The organism is Archangium lansingense, from assembly GCF_026626635.1.
GTDB lineage: Bacteria > Myxococcota > Myxococcia > Myxococcales > Myxococcaceae > Archangium > Archangium lansingense.
This window is the reverse complement of the sequence record NZ_JAPNKA010000001.1, coordinates 7,901,835-7,926,918: the sequence shown is the minus strand read 5'-3', so window position 1 is coordinate 7,926,918 and position 25,084 is coordinate 7,901,835. Positions and strand designations below refer to the sequence as shown.

General features: G+C 69.2%; 10 protein-coding genes. 6 read left to right on the top strand and 4 right to left on the bottom strand.

Annotation, left to right across the window (positions count from 1 at the left end):
• Positions 1-33 precede the first annotated feature (33 nt).
• On the top strand, positions 34-912 hold the full coding sequence (locus tag OV287_RS31540) for a GGDEF domain-containing protein (protein ID WP_267537760.1): 879 nt from the start codon (positions 34-36) through the stop codon (positions 910-912).
• A gap of 5 nt (positions 913-917) precedes the next feature.
• Here the strand turns inward: OV287_RS31540 and OV287_RS31535 are convergent, their stop codons facing one another.
• From OV287_RS31535 to OV287_RS31525, 3 genes are all read right to left on the bottom strand, one after another.
• Positions 918-2,150: an ABC transporter permease gene (locus OV287_RS31535; protein ID WP_267537759.1), complete on the bottom strand. Its 1,233-nt coding sequence runs from the start codon at positions 2,148-2,150 to the stop codon at positions 918-920.
• Positions 2,151-2,156: 6 nt separating this feature from the next.
• Complete coding sequence (locus OV287_RS31530; RefSeq protein ID WP_267537758.1) at positions 2,157-3,383, bottom strand: ABC transporter permease; 1,227 nt, start codon at positions 3,381-3,383, stop codon at positions 2,157-2,159.
• A gap of 104 nt (positions 3,384-3,487) precedes the next feature.
• Positions 3,488-5,215 (bottom strand): DUF6798 domain-containing protein, encoded by a 1,728-nt coding sequence (locus OV287_RS31525; protein ID WP_267537757.1) that lies wholly within the window; start codon positions 5,213-5,215, stop codon positions 3,488-3,490.
• A 176-nt stretch (positions 5,216-5,391) separates the two neighbouring features.
• Here OV287_RS31525 and OV287_RS31520 point away from each other — a divergent pair, with 176 nt between their 5' ends.
• On the top strand, positions 5,392-6,735 hold the full coding sequence (locus OV287_RS31520) for an MFS transporter (RefSeq protein ID WP_267537756.1): 1,344 nt from the start codon (positions 5,392-5,394) through the stop codon (positions 6,733-6,735).
• Positions 6,736-6,885: 150 nt separating this feature from the next.
• Here the strand turns inward: OV287_RS31520 and OV287_RS31515 are convergent, their stop codons facing one another.
• Positions 6,886-7,752 (bottom strand): dolichyl-phosphate beta-glucosyltransferase, encoded by an 867-nt coding sequence (locus tag OV287_RS31515; protein ID WP_267537755.1) that lies wholly within the window; start codon positions 7,750-7,752, stop codon positions 6,886-6,888.
• Positions 7,753-7,894: 142 nt separating this feature from the next.
• Here OV287_RS31515 and OV287_RS31510 point away from each other — a divergent pair, with 142 nt between their 5' ends.
• The 4 genes from OV287_RS31510 to OV287_RS31495 all read left to right on the top strand — a co-directional run bounded on the left by OV287_RS31510 (position 7,895) and on the right by OV287_RS31495 (position 25,072).
• Positions 7,895-9,223: a Dol-P-Glc:Glc(2)Man(9)GlcNAc(2)-PP-Dol alpha-1,2-glucosyltransferase gene (locus tag OV287_RS31510; protein ID WP_267537754.1), complete on the top strand. Its 1,329-nt coding sequence runs from the start codon at positions 7,895-7,897 to the stop codon at positions 9,221-9,223.
• 364 nt (positions 9,224-9,587) lie between these two features.
• A complete protein-coding gene (locus tag OV287_RS31505; protein ID WP_267537753.1) occupies positions 9,588-16,037 on the top strand; it encodes a MupA/Atu3671 family FMN-dependent luciferase-like monooxygenase in 6,450 nt (2,149 codons plus the stop codon).
• Between the two features lie 8 nt (positions 16,038-16,045).
• Positions 16,046-20,656, top strand: coding sequence for a type I polyketide synthase (locus OV287_RS31500; protein ID WP_267537752.1), 4,611 nt, complete (start codon positions 16,046-16,048; stop codon positions 20,654-20,656).
• Positions 20,657-20,668: 12 nt separating this feature from the next.
• The gene (locus OV287_RS31495) at positions 20,669-25,072 is read left to right on the top strand and encodes a beta-ketoacyl synthase N-terminal-like domain-containing protein (protein WP_267537751.1); all 4,404 of its coding nucleotides are present in this window, start codon (positions 20,669-20,671) and stop codon (positions 25,070-25,072) included.
• Positions 25,073-25,084 lie beyond the last annotated feature (12 nt).

Genomic DNA, 25,084 nt, shown 5'->3' with positions numbered 1-25,084 from the left:
CGGTGTTTTACGGATGCTACCGTCCTATCTGGTATGGCGCAGAACGAGACGGTCGTCACAGTCATCTCGAAGATCTCGGAGCGGCCGGTCGATCAAGACGCGGCGCTCGTGGTGATCTACGGCCTGGAGCTGGGCCGGAAGTACGACCTGTGCAAGGAGGAGACGCTGATTGGGCGCTCCTCGAAGGCGGAGATCCAGGTGGACCAGGAGTCCATCAGCCGCAACCACGCGTGCATCGCGAACACGAAGCGCGGGGTATTCATCAAGGACCTCGAGTCGACGAACGGGACGTTCGTGAACGACGAGCCGGTGCAGGGCGAGAAGGCGCTGCGCAACGGGGACCTGGTGAAGATCGGGCGGACGATCTTCAAGTTCATCGCGGGCGGGAACATCGAGGCGGCGTACCACGATGAGATCTACCGGCTGACGACGATGGACGGGCTGACGCAGATCTACAACCGGCGCTACTTCGAGGAGGCGCTGGAGCGAGAGGTCTCGAGGTCTCGGAGGTACGAGCGGAGCCTGGCGCTGGTGATGTTCGACGTGGACCACTTCAAGCAGGTGAACGATCGGTACGGGCACCTGGCGGGGGACTACGTGCTGAAGCAGCTGGCGTCGGCGCTGCGGACGAAGATCCGGCGGGAGGACGTCTTCGCGAGGTACGGCGGGGAGGAGTTCGGGATGCTGCTGCCGGAGATAGACGAAGCGGGCTCGGTGCTGCTGGCGGACAAGGCGCGCAAGTTGGTGGAGAAGCAGCGCTTCGAGTTCGACAAGAACGTGATCCCCGTGACGATCTCCCTGGGGGTGGCGGTGCTAGCGCCGGAGCACCGGGACCTGGAGGACCTGAAGCGGGCGGCGGACGCGAAGCTGTACGAGGCGAAGGCCGCGGGCCGCAACCGCGTGTGCTCCTGAGCGGCTCACTCCGCGCGCATGGCCTCCACCGGATCCAACCGGGCCGCACGCGCCGCGGGGTAGATGCCGAACAGCAGGCCCACCCCCGAGCTCATCACCAGTGAGAGCACCACGGCCCAGGTGGGCACCACCACCGGGATGCCGATCACCCACTTCGCCAGCACGGCCAGACCGTAGCCCAGCCCCACGCCGAGCACGCCACCCACCAGCGCGAGCGCCATGGCCTCGGTGGCGAACTGGCCCAGGATGCGCCGCCGCTTGGCGCCCAGGGCCTTGCGCACGCCAATCTCGCGGGTCCGCTCCATGACGGACACCAGCATGATGTTGAGGATGCCAATTCCTCCCACCACCAGCGATAGCAGGCACACGCCGAAGCTGGCGGCGCGGATGACGGTGGACAGCTCGTTCACCATCCGCGTCATCGACTCGTTGGTGTGAATGTCGAAGTCGGCGGGCTGGCCCTCGGGCACGGCGCGCCGCCGCCGCATGAGCACCGTCACCTCGTCCTGCGCGCGGCTCATCAGCTCCGCGGACTGGGCCTGCACCTTCACGTCCAGCGAGCGCCCCTTGCCGTAGAGCGTCTGGAAGGTGCTCATGGGGATGTAGACGATGTTGTCCATGCTCATCAGGCCCAGGTAGCTGCCGCGCCGCTGCAGCAGGCCGATGACGGTGAAGGGACGGTTCTGGATGCGCACCGTGCGCCCGAGCGCGTCCGTCTTCTGGGGGAAGAGCGCCTCCGCCACGTCCACCCCCAGCACGGCCACGTAGCGCCCCTCCTTGTGGTCCACCTCGTTGAGGAAGCGCCCCTCGGACACGGTCAGCGAGCTCGTCTCCACCGCCTCGGGCGTAGCGCCCTTGATCTCCACCGTGGGCCGGGTCTGCGCCAGCGAGGAGGCCACCTTCTGGCCCCATTGGGGGAGGCTGGCAGAGACCTGCAACACCGAGGGACACGACTCGCGGATGGCGTCCACGTCGTCCATGGTGATGTTCTTGCGCCTAGCGTAGTAGTGCCAGTCGAAGCGCCCCAGCGCCAGGGGCCACTTGTTCACCTCGAAGGTGTTGGAGCCGAGCTGGGCCAGGTCGCTGTTGACCTTGACCTGCAGGCCTTCGATGAGGCCCATCATCACGATGACGGTGGTGACGCCGATGACGATGCCCAGCAGGGTGAGCAGCGAGCGCAGCGGGTTGCCCAGCAGCGTGGAGAGCGCGAGTCGCAGGTTGTCCAGCAGGGCGAACATGAGGGCCTACTCGTAACGGAGGGCTTCCACCGGATCCAGGTTTGCGGCGCGAGCGGCGGGCCAGACGCCGAACAGCAGCCCCACCACGGCGGAGAAGATGATGCTGCTGACCACCGTGAGCGGCTGGATCGCCGCGGCCAGCGGACTGAAGAGGGACACCACCTGCGCCGCGCCCAACCCCACGGCGGTGCCCAGCGTTCCTCCCAGCGCGGACACAGCCGAGGCCTCCATCAGGAACTGCAGGATGATGGTGCGCTTGTGGGCTCCCAGCGCCCGGCGGACGCCGATCTCCCGGGTGCGCTCGCGCACGGACACCAGCATGATGTTCATGATGCCGATGCCTCCCACCAGGAGGCAGATGAGGCCCACGCCCACTGCGACGCCAAAGAGCGCTCCGGTGAGCTGCGCGTACGTGTTCGCCAGCATCTCCGGGCGGTTGAGGGTGAAGTCATCCGGGCTCCCGGGCGGCGTGCCGCGCGCGCGGCGGAGGACGCCCACGAGCTGCTCCTCGGCCTGGTTGATGTGCTCGGGCTTCCCCACCTTCATGGAGATGGACATGCTTCGCGCCTGGCCAAAGCGGTCCACGAAGGTGCTGAAGGGCACGAGCACCCGCAGATCCTGGTTGCGATCCAGCATCCGGCCCTTGCGCGCCAGCGTCCCCACCACGAGGAACGAGCGCCCGGCGATCCGCACCTGGCGCCCCACCGCCTTGACCTTCGGGAAGAGGACCTCCTCCACCTCCGAGCCGAGCACCACCACCGCCTGCCCCGACGCATCATCCTCCGGGGTGAGGAAGCGCCCGCTCGTCAGCTCCAGGGCCGTCGTCTCCAGGTAGTCCTGGGTGACGCCCTCGATGTCCACCTTGGAGACCTGCTCGTTGTCCGCGGCCACGTCCGACATGCGCCTCACGTGGGGCGAGATGTGGCTGATATAGGTGGCGTGCAGCCGCACCTGCTCGATCTGCTCGCGGGTGAAGGGCTTGCGTTTGCGGTACTCCCACCAGTCGCCCGCCATCACCCAGGGGTAGCGCGAGGCCATCAGCGTGTGCGGGCCCAGCGAGGCGAGCTGACGCTCGAACGAGCTGTTGAGGCCTTGGATGATGCCCACGATGGCGAGCAGCGTGGCCACGCCAATCCCGATGCCCAGGGTGGTGAGCCCCGTGCGCAGGCGGTTGGCTCCCAGGGAGAAGAGCGCGATGCGCGCGCCCTCGTAGAGGTCCACCCTCAGGCGCATGAGGGCGCTCCCTGGTCTCGTCTCTTCTCGTAAACCATGTATTTCATGAGAATGTATCAGCGAGGGCGAGGCAGGACCAGCGTGGGGGGGTGGGCTTTTCCCACTCAGGGAGTGAGGCGGTAGAGCCTGAACTCGTCGTCGGCGTACAGCAGGGGGAACTCGGGGTGCTCCTTGTCCGTCGCCTCGAACACCACGTGGGTGGCGCCGTAGCGTGCCCCCAGCTCGCGCAGGCGTGTGGCGTCCGCGGACCGGTAGCCCTGCTTGAGCACCTCGTGCATCGCGAGCACCCGCGGATACCAGGGCTCGTCCGTCCTCGTGGCGAGCGACTCGAAGGGCTGGCACCCGCAGAGCGCTTCCATGCGCTGCTTCCAGTCCTGCATGAAGGCCAGGCTGAAGGAGCCCTCCGCCCCGTCCTTGAAGGTGGTGAAGGTGGCGCGCCGGGCGCCATAGCGGAAGGCCAGGTCCCATTCATGGAAGAAGGGAGGTAGCACCACCATCGCGTCCTTCGGCAGGTGCTGGTTCGACCACGCCATCAACCGCGCCCCCTTGTACATGTCCACGCGGGGCAGGAAGTTGGGCGGCACCTTGTAGCCGTAGACACGGATGGCGAAGACGAGCGGGGCCGCGATCACCCCCAGCCCCACGAGCCACCGCAGGCGCAGGGGCCGCGGCGGCTCGCGAGCGGCGGGCCGCACGAAGAGGAGCGCCGCCATGGCCACGAAGGCCAGCTCCACCTGGATGGAGGCGAAGCCGAGGTAGAGCAGCGCGGCCGCCAGTCCGGGCAGCTTGCGCTCGCCGGGGGCGGGCCAGGTCTCCAGCACCCACGCCGCGCCGCAGACGGCCGTGAAGTAGGGGACGAAGCGCAGCACTTCCTGCAGGTGCAGGTGCAGGGCCGTGGGAAAGTGCAGCACCTCCGTCCCGACGAACCCCAGGACACAGGCGAAGACCACGCCGCACAGGTAGGCCTCCACCGGGCGGTTGCGGCGCGCGCGCAGGGCCAGGGTCAGCACCACCGATGGCACCAGCAACTGCATCCACACCTGGGACGACCAGTCGCGCGGGTAGTGGTGCCAGCTCACCAGGATCCGCGTCAGCAGCACCCACTCCTCGGGAGGAGGGAAGGGCACCCCGGAGGCGGCTCCGTGACGCAGCATGGGCACCAGCAGCGGCGAGGCGGCGAGCATGCACAGCAGCGGCCCGGTCACCACTGCCCGGCGGCGCTCCCGGTCGAAGAGCGCGGCGAACCACAGCAGGATGGCCGCGTGGATGGCGGTGGTGGGGTGGATGAGGAAGACCACGCCTGTCAGCAGGAAGGCGGCGGCGTAGCGGCGCTTCACCCCCAGTACCAGCGCGAACAGCAGAGGCCCGAGCGACACGGTGCGGTTGAGCACCAGCTCGTCCATCATGGGGATGCCGGCGTAGTTCCGGGGAATCAGCACCGCCAGCATGGCGAGCGTCGCCACCCACTCCGAATGCCGACCCGGATAGAGGGTCCGGGCGAGGGTCGCGGTGCCCGCCAGCACCAGGACCACCGAGATGACGTGGACGACGAGGTACAGCACCTCCACGGACACCCAGCGCAGCAGCGGCACCTGCAGCGTCCAGAAGAGGCTCGGGTGGTTGGCGGCGGCCTCGATGAGTGGATCCCCCTTCAGCAGCGTGGGGTCCAACTCCCGCAGCAGAAAGCCCAGGTGGATGCTGTGGTCGATGATTCCGAAGCGGTAGCCGTTGATGACGAACCAGGTGCAGGTGAAGGTGGCCAGCACCGCCAGCCGGAACATCCAGTTCACCTGCTCGGGGGACGCTTCTGGCCTGGGGACTTCCACTGACATGACTCGCGTTGCTCTCCGGCGGCCAGGGGGAGCCATCTCTCTACCGCAGATTCTCGGGTATCTGCGAGTGTCTGGGGCTTCCGGGCCTTCCTTTTTTGTGAGATGAAGCGGGCTCGGTGTTGGAGACACGCGTCGACGCATTCGCCGCGGAGCGCCCCCACCCTGGAAGAACTCGCATGACCGGGCCCGCCGGCCATTCCCGCCGTTTCCTGCTGCTCTGGATCGCCCAGACGGTGTCGCTCGTTGGTTCGCAGCTCACCGCGTTCGGCCTGGGCGTCTGGGTGTATCAGCGCACCCAGTCGACGATGATGTACTCGCTGGTGGCGCTGGCCAACCTGGCCCCGCGTGTCATCTTCGCGCCGCTGATGGGCGGGTTCGTGGACCGCAGGGACCTGCGCTCCGTGCTCATCGCCGGCCATGTCGGTGCCGGCGTCTGCTCGCTGGCCATTGCGCTGCTCTTCGGCACCGGACTGCTGGAGGTCCTGGCCATTATCGGCCTGGTGGCGATTGGAGCGACCTTCAACGCCATCCACCTGCCGGCCTTCAGCAAGGTGACGGCCGTGCTGGTGCCGCCCGAGGAGCTGGGGAAGGCCAACGGGCTCGCGCAGCTCGGAGTCGCGCTGGGCTACCTCGTGGCGCCGCTGCTGGCCGGCTTCCTCATGCCGCACATCGAGGTCCTCGGCATCCTGGTCATCGACATCAGCAGCTTCCTGTTCGCCGTCGCCGTGCTCAGCGCCGTGCGGCTGCCCCTGGTCGGCGCGCCCACGGGACACCATTCGTCCGACCCGCTCCTCTTCCTTCGGGACGCCGCCGAGGGCTGGAGCTACATCCGCGCCCGCCGGGGGCTGCTGATCCTGCTGCTGCTCATCACCGCGATGAGCTTCAACCTGGGCATGGTCCAGGTGCTCATCACCCCGCTCATGCTGTCCTTCGCCAGCGTGCAGGTGCTGTCCATCGTCCTGTTCGTGGGAGGCATGGGCATGGTGGTGGGCAGCGTCGCCATGATGGCCTGGGGCGGCCCCCAGCGGCGCATCCACGGGGTGTTGGGCTTCCTGCTGCTCCAGGGCGTCTTCTTGCTCGTTGGCTCGCTTCAGGCTTCGGCGCCCCTGGTGGCGGCTGGGGCTTTCGGCGTGTTGCTCTCCGTGCCCCTCATCACCGCCTGCGATCAGTCCATCTGGCAGCGGCTCGTGCCCACGGACATCCATGGGCGCGTGATGGCGGTGCACTCGGCGGTGTCGGGAGCATCGGTGCCCGTGGCGTATCTGCTGGCGGGCCCTCTGGCGGATAGCCTCTTCGAGCCCTGGATGGCGCCTGGGGGAACGCTGGCCGCCAGTGCCGGGCAGCTCATCGGAGTGGGGCAGGGACGCGGCATCGCGCTGCTCTTCGCGGTGCTGGGGTTCGGCACGTTCCTGTTCGTCTCGCTCGGGGCCCTCTCCGCGAGCCTGCGCCGCGTTGAGGATGCGGCTCCCGAGCCCTCCGCGCCTGCCGAGCCCTCCGCTTCTCCGCTGGGCGCGGGGTAGGGATGCGCTGAGCACGATGCGAAGAGAAGAGCGGCTTCCGGGCTCGAACTCGCGCAACTGGTCCGATGGTCGGACCAGTTGGAACAGCTCGCGGTCGGAAGGTGCGGTGCGCCAACGCTGTCCTAAGAGGAGCGGAGGGCGCTGCTAACCCTACGAGGCCTGCTTCTGGCGAGGGGCCTCGGAGGACGGGGGGGCCTCCTCTCGCACTGGGAGCTGCACCGTTTCTCCGCCCACCTCTGGGGTGAGGGCCACATCCGGCAGGCGAGCCAGCCGGTGCTTCAGCTGCGTCAGACCCCAGAACATGCGCAGGGCGTCCATGCCGGGGACGATCTTGGAGCCTTCGACCTCCGCCCAGTCGATGGGGACCTCGAGGGCGCGAGCATTGTGCCGCTTCATCAACGCCAGCAGCTCCACGTCCAGCAGCCAGCGCTCCTCCTTCAATACCGGCAGCAGCGGGCGCAGCAGCGAGGCGCGGAAGAACTTCACCCCGCATTGGGTGTCGTAATAATGGAGCTGGAACTGCAGATCCGTGAAGGTGGCGAAGACCCGGCCCTGGAGGTGGCGGAAGAGGTTGCGCTTCACCTGGCGGCCCGCCATGAGGATGCGCGACCCGGCCAGCACGTCCACGTCCGAGGACGAAGCCGCCAGCGCGGCCAGCCGGAAGAAGTCCACCGCTCCCACGGAGCCATCGGCGTCCACGAACGCCAACCATGTTGTCTCGGGAGCTACATTCCGCCAGCCGCGCCGGATGGCCGAGCCCTTACCGCCATTGCGCTCGGCAGCCACGTAGGAGACGCGGTGCGGAGACCCGGCGCGTGACAGCATCGACTGGGCAGCCGCCACGCAGGCGCGATGCCGCTCCGCATGCTCCGGCTTGCTTCCATCGTCCGAGACGATGATTTCCACCGCCGGAGAGGGGTTCCTGATGCCTTCCTGCACGAGCTGCCCCAAATAAGGAGGAAGCCGCTCGCCTTCGTTGTAAGCAGGGATGACGACGCTGACGGTGATCGTACTCACGCGAATATTATAGTTAGCTAATTAGGCCGGTTTGTCACGTTTTATAAAATAAACCGGCTGGAATGGAAATCTGACTATTCAGCGGAGTTCCAAGCGTTCTTTAATAGCAAGTTTTCCTGTGTCTGTACTACAGTCGTAGCCCATGATGGACACCGATCGGGCCCCCGCTGGCGCCCTCCAGCCTGCACCGGAGGTGGCGCAACCGCCCCTGGTCACCTCGTGGCTCGGCTCTCGCGCCGAGACATACACCGCGGCAGCTGTCATCACCCTGACGTGTATCTGGGCCTTCCTGCGCCTGCACCAAGGGGAGGTGGCTGCGGACGAAGGGCTGCACGGCCTGCAGATCGTGACCGTGGCGGGAGGCAAGCTGGAGATCGCCAAGGGACTGACCATGTTCCCAGGCTATCACGCGGTGCTCGTGCTGCTTGCCGGGCTGACGGGCGCTCGGAGCTCCACGGCGATCCGCTCGCTGAGCTCGCTCATCAGCCTGCCAGTCATCCCCATCTTCTACTTGATCGTGCGTCAGCTCACCCCCCGGTTCGCCGCGGTGGCCACGCTCCAGTTCGCCTTCCTGCCCATCCTGTTCCCGTTCTTGTTCCTGCTGTACACGGACGGGTTCTCGCTGCTGCTCGTCCTGCTCTCCGTGCTGCTGGTGCTGCGCCAGCGCCGGAAGGCCGCGGCCGCCGTTGCCATCCTCTCCGTGCTGGTCCGGCAGACCAACATCATCTGCCTGGTGTTCGTGCTCGGGCTGGCCTACCTGGAAGATCATGGCCCCACGTTGTCCCGGGAGCGGGTGGTGTCGTTCCTGCGCCAGCACCTCCTCTTCGTGATCGGACTCGCGGCGTTCGCTGTCTTCGTCGTCGTCAACGGAGGGGTGGCCGTGGGGGATCGCTCGGCGCATCCGCTCAAGTTCACGTTGGGCAACGTCTACCTGTTCCTCTTCCTCTACTTCTTCCTGTCGCTTCCCACCCACCTGGCCTCCTTGCGCTCCGCCCTGGCGAGCCTGGGTGACAAGTGGGTGCTGGGGCTGTCGCTGCTGCTGTTCGGGGTGTTCATGCTCACGTTCGTGAACGACCACCCCTACAACCAGTTGAACGTAGAGGCTTTCCGCTACTCCGACGATGCGAAGTACGTGGGGCAGGCTCCCTTCTTGCGGAACCAGTTGCTGCACCTGGCAACGCAGAGCGCCCTCTCCAAGATTCTGTTCTTCATCCCGGTGTTGCTCTCCTGTCTACTCCTGCTGAAGACGAAGCTGGTGCAGCCGCGCTTCCTGCTCATCTTCCCGCTGACGCTCCTCATCCTCACGCCGTCCTGGCTCATCGAGCAGCGCTACTGCCTGGTTCCGCTGGCGCTGCTGCTGCTGGCTCGGGAGCGCACTTCCCCGGTGCTCGAGTACGCCACCGCGGGGCTCGCCTTCGCCGGCGCGGTGTACTTCACCTACGGTATCGATCAGTACCTGTTCTTCCTGTGAGGTCAGCGCGCGTCGAGACGCGCGTGACAAAGGGGGTGGCGTACTCTCGAGCCTTGAGTGACGCCACGCCGTCGCAGCCAGACGCGGTCCAGTGTTTCCAGTAAGTATTGACAGTTCCGCATTAGCTGGTTTATCAGGTTGAAGTGTTTGCCTTGATGTTCCGTTTCCGGGGAGGGGTCCACCTCCCGGTGTTCAACGACATCCTCACAACCTGGCCGGGGAGCAACGTGCTCGCCGGTGGCAACTGTGCACCGTTGCAGTTGTCTGGCGTTGACACCGACATCCACAGGTCTTCACCCCGTCACCGAGGAGCGGCGCTGCCGGCCGTCTCCCAGGGATTCGTCTACCCGTTCGAGCCGTCGTGATGCGCGCCTCCAGCCCCGAGCCCGATTCGTTCGCGACCCTCGTTGACGTGCTGCGGTTCCGTGCGGACCAGCAGAAGGACGCGCTGCTCTACCGGTTCCTCGAGACCGGGGACATAGAGGGCCCGAGTCAGGAGTGGACGTTCGGCCACGTGGACCAGCTGGCCCGAGGCATCGGCGGCCTGCTGCAGGAGGCGGGGGCAAAGGGGGAGCGGGCGTTGCTCCTGTTCCCGCCGGGGCTGGAGTTCGTGTCGGCGTTCATGGGCTGCCTCTACGCGGGCGTGGTGGCCGTGCCCGTGTACCCGCCGGATCCGGGTCGGCTGGATCGCACGCTGCCCCGGCTTCGCGCCATCGCGCAGGACTGCGGCGCTCGTTATGTGCTGACGACGTCCTTCCTGCGGGAGATGGCGGAGGTGATGCTGCCTCAGGCGCCGGAGCTGGGCGCGCTCACGTGGCTCGCCACCGACGTGCCCGACGACATGCGGGCGGATGCCTGGCGCCGGCCGGACCTGCGCGCCGACACGCTCGCCTTCCTTCAGTACACCTCTGGCTCGACGGGCACGCCCAAGGGCGTGATGCTCAGCCACGCCAACATCCTGCACAACGAGCGGCTCATCCGCCGTGGCTTTGGGCACGACCAGTACTCGGTGGGCATGGGCTGGCTGCCGGTGTTCCATGACATGGGGCTCATCGGCAACGTGATCCAGCCGCTGTACCTGGGCTTTCCGTGCACGCTGATGTCGCCCATTGCCTTCCTGCAGCGCCCCCTGCGCTGGCTGGAGGCGGTGTCTCACTACCGCGCCACGACGAGCGGCGGTCCCAACTTCGCGTATGACCTGTGCGTCCGGAAGGTCACGCCCGACGTCCTGGAGCGCCTGGACCTGAGCTGCTGGACGGTCGCCTTCAACGGCGCCGAGCCGACGCGCGTGGAGACGCTGCGTCGCTTCGCGGAGACGTTCGCGCCCCGTGGCTTCCGGCCGCAGGCGTTCTACCCCTGCTATGGACTGGCGGAGGCGACGCTCATCGTTACGGGCGGCACCGCCATGACGGGCGTCCGGGAGTTGCCCGTGGATGTCGAGGCGCTGGGGCGCGACCAGGCTCGGCAGGTGGCCCCAGGGGATGAGAACGCGCGTGTCCTCGTCTCCGTGGGCCGGAGCGCGGAGGATCAGCAGCTGCGCATCCTGCGCCCGGAGACGCGCACGGCCTGCGCCCCCGGCGAGGTGGGGGAGATCTGGGTGGCGGGCCCGAGCGTGGCCGGCGGCTACTGGAATCGCCCAGAGGAGAGCGAGCGCGCCTTCGGTACCCGTCTGGAGGACGGGAGCGGGCCCTGGCTGCGCACCGGAGACCTGGGCTTCCTCCTGGACGGCGAGCTCTACATCACTGGCCGCCTGAAGGACCTCATCATCCTGCGCGGGCGCAACCTCTACCCGCAGGACGTGGAGTTCACCTCCGAGCGCGCGCATTCGGCCGTGCGCGCGGGCTGCTCCGCCTCCTTCTCCGTGGATGTGGAGGGCGAGGAGCGCCTGGTGCTGGTGGCCGAGGTGGACACCCGCGGGAGCGCCACCGGGACGGAAGGCGTCGCCGAGGCCATCCGCCGCGCCATCGCCGATGAGCATTCAGCGCACGTGCACGCCGTCGTCCTGCTGCAGCCGCGCACGATTCCCAAGACGTCCAGCGGGAAGATCCAGCGCCGTGCCTGCCGCGAGGCGTTTCTCCAGGGCACGCTGGACGTGGTGGAGCAGACTGTCGTCGCTGGGGCGGAGCGCGCCGCGGAGGTCGGTGGCGAGTCGTTGGCCCCGCTGCGCGACGTGCTGCCCGCCCTGTCCGAAGGCGAGCGGCGGGGGAGGGTGGAGGACTTCGTTCGCGCCGAGGTGGCTCGTGCGAGCCGTACCACGCCAGCGAGCCTGTCGCGGACCCTGCCTCTGGCCGGGCTGGGACTGGACTCGCTGGCGATGATGGAGCTGCAGGCGCGCCTGGAGGCGTCGCTCGGTACTCCGGTGCCGGCCACGTTCCTCTGGGAGCACCCGACGCTGGAGGCGGTGTCCGATGCGCTGCTGGCCGCGTGGGAGCGGTCGCGGTTGGGTACCGTGCAGGAAGGCCCGGCGCTGCATGCGGCCTCGCTCGACGGGGACCTGCTTCTGTCTTCAGGCCAGTTCCGGCTGTGGTTCCTCGATCGGCTCATGCCGGGCGTTCCGCTCTACAACGTCCAGTTCGGGCTGCGGATGGAGGGCCCCCTGGACGCGGGCGCGCTGGAGCGGGCCCTGGATGCGCTGGTGCGTCGCCATGCCATCCTCCGCACCATCTTCCCCGAGGTGGATGGCGAGCCTCGTCAGCGCGTGCTTCCCGCCGCCTCGCTGCCGCTGGGCCGGCAGGACCTGGCGTCAGGGCCGTCCTCCGAGCGGGAGCAGGCGCTGCGGGAGTTCGCCCTGGCTCGCGGGCGGACGCCGTTCTCGCTCACCGAGGGCCCGCTCTTTCACGCGGACCTGGTGCGGCTCGGGGACTCGGAGCATGTGCTGCTGCTCACCCAGCACCACATCATCACGGATGGGTGGTCCATCGGCGTGCTGGCCCAGGAGCTTGCCGCGCTCTATGGCGCCTTCGCGCGTGGGGCAGGGGAGCCGCTGTCGCCCCCTGCGCTCCAGTACGTGGACTATGCACGTTGGCAGCGGGCGCTCGTTCCGACCCTCACCGCTCAGCGTGCCTTCTGGGCTCGTAGCCTCCAGGGGCTGCCCCGTCTGGAACTGCCGACGGACCACGCCCGGTCGCGGGAGCAGGGCTCGCGCGGTGCCACCGTCACGTTCCAGTTGCCACGCGCTCTGACGGACGCGCTCCGCGCCCTCGGCCGACGCGAGGGGTGCACGCTCTACGTCACCCTGCTGACCGCCTACGCGACGCTTCTGCACCGCTACTCGGGCCAGGCGGACTTCGGCGTAGGCACCGTCGCGGCCCACCGCGAGCGCACGGCGGTGAGGGAGCTCGTCGGGTTCCTGGCGAACACGCTCGTCATCCGCTGCGACCTGTCCGACGGGCCTACGTTCCTCGAGCTGCTGCGGCGGGTCCGAGAGCAGGTGCGTGAGGCGCTTACGCACGGGGAGCTGCCCTTCGAGGAGGTTGTCGCCGCGACGAATGCCTCCCGCTCCGGGGATGGAAGCCCGCTCGTCCAGACGAGCTTCATGCTGGAGAGCTTGCCGGTGGTGAACACCGACGTGCCGCACATGCGTTGGCGTCCGGAGCTCTCCACGCCCGACGGAGCCGTGGCGGGGACGTCCAAGTTCGACCTCTCACTGGTATTCGCCGAGGGCCCCGAGGGACTCGCTGGCGCGCTGGAGTTCCGGACGGACCTCTTCGAGGAGGCCACCATTCGCCGCCTGGCGGGGCACCTCGAGGTGCTGCTCCGTGGTGTGGTGGATGCGCCCGGGCTCCGCGTGGACGCACTCCCCCTGCTGACTGGCCCCGAGCGGCAGCAGGTGCTGGAGGGCTGGAACGACCTCACGGACAGCCAGGGCGCCGCGGCGTGCATCCACGAGCAGTTCTCCGCCCAAGCGGCGAAGACGCCCGACGCCATTGCCGTGGTCCACGAAGACGAGTCGCTCACGTACGCGCAGCTGCGCGACCGTGTCAGGGCGCTCGCCGTCCGGCTGCGCGCGCTGGGGGTGGGTCCAGAGACACGCGTGGGCATCAGCGTGGAGCGCTCCGTGGACACGGTGGTGTCGCTGCTCGGCGTCCTCGAGGCCGGGGGCGCCTATGTGCCGCTGGATCCGGACTACCCCCGCGAGCGCCTGCTGTACATGCTGCGGGACTGCGGAGCGCGGGTGCTCGTCACCCAGTCGCATCTGGCCGGCGCGCTCGCTGGACCGGACGTGACAGAGGTGCGGGTGGACGCCCTGGAGGCTGGGCCCACGCAGGAGGTTGCTGGTCGCGCCGCGTCGCCCTCCAGTGTCGCTTACGTCATCTACACCTCGGGCTCCACCGGTAGGCCCAAGGGCGTGATGGTGCCTCACGAGACCGTCACCCGGTTCTTCGCCGCCATGGACCAGCGGCTGGGTGATACGCCCGAGGGCTCGTGGCTGGCACTCACCAGCATCTCCTTCGACATCTCCGTGCTGGAGCTGCTGTGGACGCTCACGCGCGGCTTCAAGGTCGTTCTCCAGGGGGACGATGCCGCGGCCCTGCGCGCCCGGCGCCGCAAGACGAGCGCTGCCGCGAAGCCCCTGGACTTCAGCCTCTTCTATTTCGCGGATGACTCGGAGCAGCAGGGCCGTGATCGCTACCGCCTGCTGATGGAGGGCGCCCGGTTCGCGGACCGCAACGGCTTCTCGGCCATCTGGACGCCGGAGCGCCACTTCCATGCCTTCGGCGGCCTCTACCCCAATCCTTCCGTCACCGGCGCGGCCGTGGCTGCCATCACGGAGCGCGTGAGCATCCGCGCGGGCAGCGTCGTGCTGCCCCTGCACCACCCCGTGCGCGTGGCCGAGGAGTGGGCCGTGGTGGACAACCTCTCGCGCGGACGCGTGGGCCTGTCCATCGCCTCCGGCTGGCACGCGGACGACTTCGTCTTCGCCCCCGAGCGCTACGCCAGGCGCAAGGAGGTGATGATGGAGGGCCTGGACGTCATCCGCCGGCTCTGGCGCGGCGAGACGGTGAGCTACCCGGGCGGCGCCGGCACGCCGGTGGAGGTGCGGCTGCGGCCCCAGCCTGTTCAGCGCGAGCTGCCCGTGTGGCTCACGGCCGCCGGCAATCCGGAGACGTTCCGTTCCGCGGGCGCGGCCGGTGCCTACGTCCTCACCCACCTGTTGGGCCAGAGCCTGGAGGAGCTGGGCGGGAAGATTGCCCTCTACCGCGAGGCCTGGCGTGCCAGCGGCCGTCCTGGCCAGGGCCACGTCACCCTCATGCTGCACACGTACGTGGACCCCGACCTGGAGCGCGTGAAGGCCCGGGTCGAGGCCCCCTTCAAGGCGTACCTGCGCAGCTCGCTGGACCTGATGACGGGCATCGGGCGCAGCCTGGGGATGGACGTGGATGCCCGCTCGCTGCGGCCGGCGGACCTCGACCGGATCGTCGCGCACGCCTTCGAGCGCTACTTCGAGACGAGTGGTCTCTTCGGTACGCCGCGTGGCTGCCGCGAAATGGTGGAGCGGGTGCGCGAGCTGGGCGTGGACGAGCTCGGCTGTCTCATCGACTTCGGCATCGACTCCGACGCGGTGCTGGAGAGTCTGCCTGCCCTGGACCAACTCCGCCGGCTCACGGAGCGGGATGGCCGTCGCAGTGGTGATGTGCCCTCGCTGCCCGAGCAGCTCCGCCGGCACCGCATCACCCACCTGCAGTGCACGCCTTCTCATGCCCGGGCGCTCACGCTCGACGCGGAGACCGTGGAGGCAATGTCCGGCCTGCGCCGGCTGCTGGTGGGTGGCGAGGCCCTGCCCACCCCGCTGGCGGGTACTCTCCGTCAGGCTGTCCCGGGCGGGCTCCTGAACATGTACGGCCCCACCGAGACCACTGTCTGGTCCTCCACGCACGAGGTGCAGGAGACGACCGGTCCGGTGCCCATCGGCCGGCCCATCGCCCGCACGCGGATGTACGTGCTGAACCCGTCCCTCCAGCCCGTCCCCGTGGGCGTGCCCGGGGAGCTGTACCTCGCGGGCGGCGGTGTGACGCGTGGCTACCATGAGCGGCCGGAGCTCACTGCGGAGCGCTTCCTGCCGGACCCCTTCAGCCGTGAGTCCGGTGCGCGCATGTACCGCACGGGCGACCTGGCGCGGTGGCGCGCCGACGGGACGGTGGAGTTCCTGGGCCGTGTGGACCACCAGGTCAAGGTGCGCGGCTTCCGCATCGAGACGGGCGAGGTGGAGACGGCGCTGACTCGCCATCCCGGCGTGCGCGAGGCCGTGGTCGTGGCGCGCGAGGACACGCCCGGGGACACGACGCTCGTGGCCTACGTGGTGCCCTCGGCGGAGGCGGCTCCAGAGGCCGCCGCGCTGCGCGCCTTCCTCCAGAAGCACCTGCCCGAGCACATGGTGCCGTCGCTCTTCGTTGCGCTGGAGCGGCTGCCGCTGACGCCCAATGGGAAGGTGGACCGCAAGGCGCTGCCCGCTCCCTCCGAGGCGAGGCGCGACACGGCCACCACCTATGTGGCCCCTCGCGGGCAGTTGGAGGAGCACATCGCCGCCGTGTGGCGAGAGGTCCTCCGCCTGGAGCGCGTAGGCATTCACGACAGCTTTTTCGATCTGGGCGGCCACTCGTTGCAGATGGTGCAGGTGCACCACCGGCTGAAGGCGGACCACCCAGAGCTGCAGCTGGTGAAGCTGCTGGAACATCCCACCATTGCCTCGCTGGCCACCTGGCTGAGTGAGGCCCCCTCGGCGCGCGTCTCCATCGAGAGCGCCCAGGACCGGGCCCGGCGTCAGGTCGAGGTTCTTCGGCGTCAGCGCCAACGGGCCACCCGGAAGGAGTGAGCAGTCCCATGGACGAGCAGAATCCCCCGGAGGGAGTCGACGAGCTGGCCATTGCCATCGTCGGCATGGCGGGCCGCTTCCCCGGCGCCCCCGACGTGGAGGCGTTCTGGCGCAACCTGCGCGAGGGCGTGGAGGGCATTCGCTCCTTCACGGACGACGAGCTGCGGGCTCGGGGTGTCCCCGAAGCCGCGCTGCGGTCGTCGGACTTCGTCAAGGCTGGCGCCGTGCTGGAAGGCGTGGACCTGTTCGACGCGGGCTTCTTCGGGTACTCCCCGAGGGAGGCGGCGCTGATGGATCCGCAGCACCGCGCCTTCCTGGAGTGCGCGTGGGAGGCCCTGGAGCGCTCGGGCTTCGAGCCTGATGGCCCTCGCTCCGTCGGCGTGTTCGCCGGCACGAGCCTCAGCACCTACCTGCTCTTCAACCTCCTCACCCACCGCGAGCTCATCGAGGCCGGCGACACCTTCCAGGTGATGATCGGCAACGACAAGGACTTCCTCGCCACGCGGCTCGCGTACCACCTGGATCTGCGAGGCCCCAGCCTCGACGTGCAGACGGGCTGCTCCACCTCGCTGGTGGCGACCCACCTGGCGTGCCAGGCCCTACTGGGCTTCCAGTGTGACGTGGCCGTCGCGGGCGGCGTCTCCGTGGATGTGCCCCAGCGCACCGGCTACATGCACCAGCCGGGCGGTATCGCCTCCCCGGATGGGCACTGCCGGCCCTTCGATGCGAATGGCCAGGGCACTGTCTTCGGCAGTGGCGTGGGCGTCGTGGTGCTCAAGCGCCTGGAGGACGCGCTCCGGGATGGCAATCCCATTCACGCCATCATCCGCGGCTCGGCCATCAACAACGACGGCGCCTCGAAGCTGGGCTTCACCGCGCCCAGCGTGGAGGGCCAGGTCGAGGTCATCGCCCGCGCCCAGGCCATGGCCGGTGTCACGCCGGACCAGATTGAGTACGTGGAGACGCACGGTACGGGCACGCTGCTGGGAGATCCCATCGAGGTCTCCGCGCTGACGCAGGTGTTCCGCGAGTCCACGGACGCCAACCGCTTCTGCGCGCTGGGCTCGGTGAAGTCGAACATCGGGCACCTGGATGCCGCCGCGGGTGTGGCCGGCCTCATCAAGGCCACGCTCGCCGTTGAGCACGGCCTCATCCCCCCGACGCTCCACTTCGAGAAGCCCAACCCCAACATCGATTGGGAGCACAGCCCCTTCTTCGTCAACGCGAAGGCCCAGGAGTGGCGGCCGAAGAGTGGCCCGCGGCGCGCGGGTGTCAGCTCGTTCGGTATTGGGGGCACCAATGCCCACGCCATCCTGGAGCAGCCTCCCGCGCTGCCCGCCACTGGCGCGGGCCGGCCTTGGAAGCTGCTGGTGCTGTCCGCGAAGACGGAGACGGCACTGGAGGCGGCGACCCAGCGGCTGGCGGCGCACCTCGAGCATCACCCCGAGCTGGAACTGGCCGATGTGGCGTACACGCTCCAGCGGGGCCGCAAGACGTTCCCGCATCGCCGCTTCCTCGTGTGCGAGGACACGCAGGATGCCGCTGAGGCGCTTGCGTCGGGTGACCCGGAGCGCCTCGTCACGGAGAGCGGCCGGCTCGAGGACCGGCCGGTGGTCTTCATGTTCCCCGGTGGCGGTGCGCAGTACCTGCGCATGGGCGAGGAGCTGTACGCCCAGGAGCCCGTCTTCCGCGAGCACTTCGACAAGTGCGCTGCCCTGCTGCGGCGCAGCGCGGGCCTGGCGCTGCACGACATCGTCTACCCGGCCAAGACGGCCGAGGAGGCGGAGGCGAAGCTGACGCGGACCTCCACCGCGCTGCCCGCCCTCTTCGTCGTCGAGTACTGCCTGGCGCGCCTCTGGATGTCCTGGGGCATCGAGCCGCGGGCGATGATCGGCCACAGCGTGGGCGAGTACGTCGCGGCCTGCCTGGCGGGCGTCTTCTCGCTGGAAGATGCGCTGGCGCTGGTGTGCGAGCGCGGGCGCCTCTTCGAGAAGCTGCCTCGGGGCGAGATGGTGAGCGTGTCCCTGTCCGAGCAGGACATGCGGCCGCTGCTGGGCGATCACCTCTCGCTGGCGGCGCTCAACGGGCCGGAGCAGTGCGTGGTCGCGGGTGATAGCGCAGCGGTGGAGCGGCTCGTCGCGGAGCTGGGCACTCGGGGGATCGAGTTCCGCCGCCTCCACATCGACGTGGCGGCCCACTCGCACCTGGTGGAGCCCATCCTGCCGGCCTTCGGGGCCTTCGTTGCGAAGCTCAAGCTGAGCGCCCCCACGCGGCCCTTCGTCTCTGGCGTGAGCGGAACGTGGATCACTCCGGCCGAGGCGACGAGCCCGGACTACTGGGTGCGCCACCTGCGGCAGACAGTGCGGTTTGGCCAGGGCATCCAGACGTTGCTCTCCGAGCCGAAGCACGTGCTGCTGGAGGTGGGCCCCGGCCGCACGCTCAGCTCGCTGGCTCGGCTGCAGATCGATCGCGCGTCCACCGTCATCACGGCGGCCTCCATGCGCTCCCCGCGCGAGAACCAGTCCGATGGCGCCTTCCTGCTGACCACCCTCGGGAGGCTATGGCAGGCGGGTGTTCGCGTCCCTTGGGCGCGCGTCCACGAGGGCGAGCGGCGGCGGTACGTCGTGCTGCCCACCTATCCCTTCGAGCGGCGGCGGCACTGGATGGACCCGCGCCCCGTGCACACGTCCTCGCCGGCGGCCTCGCTCCAGAAGCGGCCGGAGGTCTCGGACTGGTTCTACCTGCCGTCGTGGAAGCGTGCTCTGCCGCCCGCTCCGCCCGCGAAGGCCGAGCCGCAGCGCTGGCTGCTCTTCGTGGACTCGCACGGGCTCGGACATCTGCTGGCCCGCCGGCTCCAGGACGCTGGTCACACCGTCATCACCGTTTCGGCTGGCGAGTCCTTCTGCAGAGCGGGGGAGGGGGCCTATGAGCTTCAGCCCCACCGCCGGGAGGACTACTCCACGCTGCTGGCCTCGCTCTCCGAGGAGGAGCGGCTGCCCGAGCGCATCGTCCACCTGTGGAGCGTGGGCGAGCCGGAGCCCGGAGAGGCGGGACGAGCGCGTGTGCAGCAGCTCGGCTTTGACAGCCTGCTCCTTCTGGCCCAGGCGCTGGGGGCCCTGCCTCCTGCCGCGCGGCACCTGGACGTCCTCTCCACCGGCGTGCAGGCCGTTACCGGCCACGAGTCGCTGTGCCCGGACAAGGCCACCGTCCTGGGTCCCTGCCGCGTGCTCCCCCGCGAGATGCCGCGGCTGACGTGCCGGAGCATCGACGTGGAGCTGGAGGGCTCGACGGAGCGCACGGACGCCCTGGTCACGCGGCTGCTCGCGGAGCTGTCCGTACCGGCGGCGGGCGCGACAGTGGCCCTGCGGGGACATCACCGCTGGGAGCAGAGCTTCGAGCCCGTGCGCCTGCCTCCCGCGGCCCCCCGGCTGCGGCAGCGTGGCACCTACCTCATTACTGGCGGCCTCGGTGGCATCGGTCTGGTGCTCGCCGAGCACCTTGCGCGCACGGTCCAGGCGCGGCTCGTGCTGGTCGGCCGCTCCTCGTTCCCCGCGCGCACGGAGTGGGATGGCTGGCTCGCCACGCATGGTGAGGCCGACGCGACGAGCCGGCGCATCCAGCAGCTCCGGACGCTGGAGTCCCTGGGCGCGGAGGTGCTTGTCCTGCGCGCGGACGTGGGGGACGCCTCGCGGATGGAGGCCGTGCTTCAGCAGGCTCGGGACACCTTCGGCGAGCTCCACGGCGTCATCCATGCCGCGGGTGTGCCAGCGGGCGGGCTGAGCCAGTTCAAGACGGCCGAGGCCGTGGCCTCCGTCTTCCAGCCGAAGATCCGGGGCACGTGGGTGCTGCACACGCTGCTGCGCGGCACGCCGCTCGACTTCTTCCTGCTGTGCTCGTCGCGGACAGCCATCGTCGGAGACTTCGGACAGGTGGAGCACTGCGCGGCCAATGCCTTCCTGGATGCCTTCGCCCAGCAGCGCGCGGCCGAGGGCGACGGGCCGGTGTTCGCGGTGGGCTGGGACACGTGGAAGGAAGTGGGCCAGGCCGTCACCACCGCCATGCCGGACTCGCTGAAGCACTTGCGTGACGCGTTGCTCGAGCACGCCCTGAGCTCGACCGAGGGCCTCCAGGTGTTCGACCGCGTCCTGAGTGCGGGGCTGCCCCAGGTGCTGGTGTCCACGCAGGACTTCTCCGCCGTGCTCGCGAACGGTCCCGCCCTCTTCCAGGACGTGACGGCCTCTCTCGGTGACGCCTTGTCCTCGGCGGTGGCCGACGGGGATGTGGACGCCGCTGCGGGCGCTCCGGCAGGTGGAGACCTGGGACAGAAGCTGGCGTCCATCTGGCAGCGGCTGCTGGGCGTCGAGCGGGTGAACCCTCACGACAACTTCTTCGATCTGGGCGGCAACTCGCTCATTGGCTTGAAGGTCATCGCAGAGGTGAAGCGCACGCTGGGCGTGGACCTGCCCACCGTCAGCCTCTTCGAGAACCCCACCCTGGGTGCGCTGACCCGGCTGCTGGGCGGCGGCCCGGAGCCTGAAGCGGCCCCCACCTTTACGGAGCGCCGCACCCGTGGCGCCCAGCGCAGGGATCGGCTCCTGCGCAAACTGGATACGAAGTAGGAGACACACTTCATGGAGGACACCCTAACGGGCGCGGAAGTCGCCATCGTTGGCATCGCGGGGCGCTTCCCGGGCGCGAAGGACCTCGACGAGTTCTGGCGCAACATCTGCGACGGCGTCGAGTCCATCGTCCGGTACACGGATGAGGAGCTGCTCGCGCTCGGCGCGGATCCTGCCCTGCTGCGCATGCCGAACTTCGTGAAGGCGGCGGCGCGGCTGGAGGACTGCACGCGCTTCGACGCGGGCTTCTTCGGTTACACCCCTCGCGAGGTGGAGCTGATGGACCCTCAGCAGCGCCTCTTCCTGGAGTGCGCCTGGGAGGCCCTGGAGGGCTCGGGTCACCGCGGCACCCCTGATGAAGAGATCCTCGTGGGTGTCTTCGGCGGGGCGGCTCTGAGCACCTACCTGCTGGTGAACCTGGCCTCCAACCCGGCCGTGCGGCACACGGTGGATCCGCTCCAGCTCAACCTGGGCAACGCCGGCAGCTTCCTCACCACCCGCGTCTCCTACAAGCTGGACCTGAAGGGCCCCAGCTTCAACATCGAGAGCGCCTGCTCCACGTCGCTCGTGGCCATTCACGTGGCCTGCCAGAGCCTGCTCAATGGCGAGTGCGACATGGCGCTCGCGGGCGGCGTCTCCATCAACCTCACCCAGCAGCACGGCTACCCGTACATCGAGGGAGGCATCCTCTCGCCCGATGGGTACTGCCGCCCCTTCGACGCGCAGGCGAAGGGCATCGTCTTTGGCAGCGGCGCGGGCGTGGTGGCGCTGCGCCGCCTGTCGGATGCGCTGGCGGATGGCGACTTCATCCATGCCGTCATCAAGGGCTCGGCCGTCAACAACGATGGCGCGCACAAGGTGGGCTACACCGCGCCCAGCGTGGACGGACAGGCGGAGGTCATCGCCGAGGCAATGGGCAGCGCCGACGTCTCCCCGGAGACCGTCTCGTACATCGAGGCGCATGGCACCGGCACCTCCCTGGGAGACCCCATCGAGGTCCAGGCACTCAACAAGGTCTTCGGAGGCAAGGCGGCGCCGAGGCGCTCCTGCGCCATTGGCTCGCTGAAGGCGAACATCGGCCACCTGGACGCGGCGGCCGGCGTGGCGGGACTCATCAAGGCCGTGCTGGCGCTGCGGCATCGGAAGCTGCCGCCCAATCTCAATTTCGAGCAGCCCAGCCCTCACATTCCCTGGGACAACGGCCCCTTCTACGTCAACACGGACCTGAAGGAGTGGCCGGCCGGCTCCATGCCGCGCCGCGCGGGGGTCAGCTCGTTCGGCATGGGAGGCACCAACGCCCACGTCGTGCTTGAAGAGGCCCCGGCGCGCAACAGTGCTCCGGCCTCTCGTGCGACGCAGCTCCTGGTGTTGTCCGCGAAGACGCCTACTGCACTGGACGCGATGACGGCGAACCTCGCTGCCCAGCTCCGTGCCCGGCCTACGACCTCGCTCGCCGACGTGGCTTACACGCTCCAGGCGGGACGGCGGCGCTTCCCGCACCGGCGGGCGGTTGTCTGCGACAGCGTGCCGGACGCACTGGATGCGCTGGTGGGCGAGTCTCGTGCTCGCCGCCTGCTCACCAGCACCGAGGAGCGGACGGGGCGGCCCGTGGTGTTCCTCTTCCCGGGCCAGGGCACCCAGTACGTGCAGATGGCGGCGGACGTGTACCGCGGCGAGCCCGTCTTCCGCGAGCAGGTGGACGCCTGCGCGTCGCTGCTGCGATCTCACCTGGGCTTCGATCTGCGGGACGTGCTCTACCCGAAGGGTGACGCTGCCGAGGCCGCGGCCAGGCTCGAGGGGACGCGGGTGGCACAGCCCGCGCTGTTCACCGTGGAGTACGCGCTGGCCCGGCTGTGGATGAGCTGGGGCGTGGAGCCACGGGCAATGCTCGGCCACAGCCTGGGCGAGTACGTCGCGGCATGCCTCGCCGGTGTCTTCTCCCTGGAGGACGCGCTCTCGCTGGTGGCGGCGCGGGGCCAGTTGATGCAGGAGCTCCCGGGCGGCTCGATGCTGTCCGTGGCGCTGCCGGAAGCGGAGCTGCTGCCGCTGCTGTCCGCGGACGTGTCCCTGGCGGCGGTCAACGCTCCGGCCTTCTGCGTCGTCTCCGGGCCCACGCCCGCCGTGGAGGCGCTCCGGGCTCAGCTCACCGACAGGCAGGTGGCCTGCCGGGTGCTGAAGACGTCGCACGCGTTCCACTCGGGGATGATGGACCCCATCCTCGAGACGTTCACCGCGCGAGTGCGGCGCCTCACCCTCAAGGCTCCGCGCCTTCCCTACGTGTCCAACGTCACCGGCACGTGGATTACCCCGGCGGAGGCCACCTCGCCCAAGTACTGGGCCACGCACCTGCGCCAGGCCGTGCGCTTCGCCGCGGGCCTGGAGACGCTGCTTCAGCAGCCGGAGCAGGTGCTCCTCGAGGTCGGGCCGGGCCGAGCGCTCACCACCTTCGCCAGCCAGCTCGGCACCGTGCGCGGTATCAACGTGGCGGGCATCACGAGTGTGCGTCACCCGGACGACACGCAGTCCGATCTGCACGTGCTGCACTCGGCGCTGGGGAAGCTCTGGATGGAGGGCGTGGAGCCCAACTGGAAGCGTTACCACCGCGGCGAGGCCCGAAAGCGCCTGCCGCTGCCGACGTACCCCTTCGAGCGGCGCCGCTACTGGATTGATCCGGCCCACGTCCCGGCGGTAGCGGTCGCCCAGAGCGCCACCGTGGAAGTGGCGAGCGGGGCCCCTCCAGCGAACGCGGCTCCGAGCGCCTCTCCGTCGCGGCACCCGCGTCCCGCGCTGCGCACCGCGTATGTCGCGCCCCGCACCGAGCAGGAAGAGGCCATCGCCCGCATCCTGCAGGAGGTGCTGGGCATCGACCCGGTGGGCATCCACGACAGCTTCTTCGACCTGGGAGGCCATTCGCTGCTCGCCACCGCCGTTGTCGGACGGCTGCGCGACACCTTTGGCGTGGCGGTTCCGCTCCAGTCTCTCTTCGAGGCACCCACCGTCAGCCAGCTCGCGGCGCTCCTCGGCAAGCTGGGAGTGGGCTCTGCGCCTCGGGAGGAAGATCCGACGAAGGAGGCCCTGGTGCGCGCACTGGCGGCTCTCCAGGAGCAGGAGACCCCGGTCCGAGCACCGGAGGGACCGGCGGCCGTGCCCGCTGCGGTGCCCACCACGGGCCGCCCGCTCAAGGTGCTCATCCTGGCCATGGAGTACACGCCCAACGTTGCGGGCGGGGTAGGGACGTACGTGTACGAGCTGGCCAACGGGCTGGCTCGCTCGGGCCACCGGGTGACGGTGCTGTCCTATACGCCCGGAGAGGCCCGCGTCGTGCGCCAGGACAACGGCGTGACGGTGCACATGGTGCCGCCCGGCAAGGCGAGCTTCGCCAAGGCGGCGCACCTGACCCTGGTGCAGGGCATCCGAGCCTTCAACGAGGACCTCTACCAGTACGGACGAGCGCGCATCGCGGAGGAGAAGCCTGATCTCCTCCACTTCCACCAGTGGCACACACACGAGGCCGCGCGCCGGCTGGGGCGGGAGTCCGGCGTGCCCGTCATCGGCACCAGCCACTACATCTCCGAGCCCGCGGAGCGGTGGTGGGGGCAGCAGCCTGATCCGGAGATCATCGAGCAGGAGCGCAGCTTCTACGACGGCAGCACCCACGTCGTGTCCGTGAGCGCGTCCATGAGCGCGCTCATTCGCGAGGTGTACGGCCTGCCCGCCGAGCGGCTCCACACCATCCACTGCGCCATGGAGCTCGAGCCCTTCATGAAGTCCCGGCACAGCGCCGAGGCCTTCGCGAAGCTGCGCTCCACGGTGGCGGGACCGGGGGACCGCATCGTCCTCTATACGGGCCGGCTCCACCCGATGAAGGGCATCCCCGCGCTCTTCGCCTCCGCCGAGCGCGTGCTCGCCGTGAGGCCGGACACCGTCTACCTGCTGGCGGGCGGCACGGACTCGCGCGAGTCCACCCAGATGGTCCACCGGCTGTGCGAGCAGTACGCGCCCTTGCTCGGCCGCATCAAGCTGCTGGGCAAGCTGCCGCGTCCCCAGCTCGGGCTGCTGCACCGCATCGCGGACGTGGCGCTGGTTCCCTCCATCTACGAGCCCTTCGGCTACACCGCCATCGAGACCATGGCGTCGGGTGTCCCCATCGTGGCCACCGACGTCGGAGGCTTGTCGGAGATCGTCCAGCACGGCGAGGCCGGACTGCACGTCCCCGTCCGCCCCGTCCCGGGGAGCGAGCTGCGCGAGGTGGATGTCGCGGAGCTCGCCTCCGCCACGCTCTCCCTGCTCAACGATCCGGCACGAGCCCGCCAGCTGGGAGAGGCCAGCCAACGCCGTGTGGCCGAGCTGTTCGGCCTGGAGCGGATGATCGCCGCCAACATCGCCCTCTATCGCCGCGTCCTGGGCGCTCCCTGAACCCTTCCTTTC

Excerpts from the sequence above, each read along its gene's own strand:
- OV287_RS31530 (WP_267537758.1), bottom strand. The coding sequence starts at position 3,383 with ATGCGCCTGAGGGTGGACCTCTACGAGGGCGCGCGCATCGCGCTCTTC.
- OV287_RS31540 (WP_267537760.1), top strand. The coding sequence starts at position 34 with ATGGCGCAGAACGAGACGGTCGTCACAGTCATCTCGAAGATCTCGGAG.
- OV287_RS31505 (WP_267537753.1), top strand. The coding sequence starts at position 9,588 with ATGCGCGCCTCCAGCCCCGAGCCCGATTCGTTCGCGACCCTCGTTGAC.
- OV287_RS31535 (WP_267537759.1), bottom strand. The coding sequence starts at position 2,150 with ATGTTCGCCCTGCTGGACAACCTGCGACTCGCGCTCTCCACGCTGCTG.
- OV287_RS31510 (WP_267537754.1), top strand. The coding sequence starts at position 7,895 with ATGATGGACACCGATCGGGCCCCCGCTGGCGCCCTCCAGCCTGCACCG.
- OV287_RS31525 (WP_267537757.1), bottom strand. The coding sequence starts at position 5,215 with ATGTCAGTGGAAGTCCCCAGGCCAGAAGCGTCCCCCGAGCAGGTGAAC.
- OV287_RS31495 (WP_267537751.1), top strand. The coding sequence starts at position 20,669 with ATGGAGGACACCCTAACGGGCGCGGAAGTCGCCATCGTTGGCATCGCG.
- OV287_RS31520 (WP_267537756.1), top strand. The coding sequence starts at position 5,392 with ATGACCGGGCCCGCCGGCCATTCCCGCCGTTTCCTGCTGCTCTGGATC.
- OV287_RS31500 (WP_267537752.1), top strand. The coding sequence starts at position 16,046 with ATGGACGAGCAGAATCCCCCGGAGGGAGTCGACGAGCTGGCCATTGCC.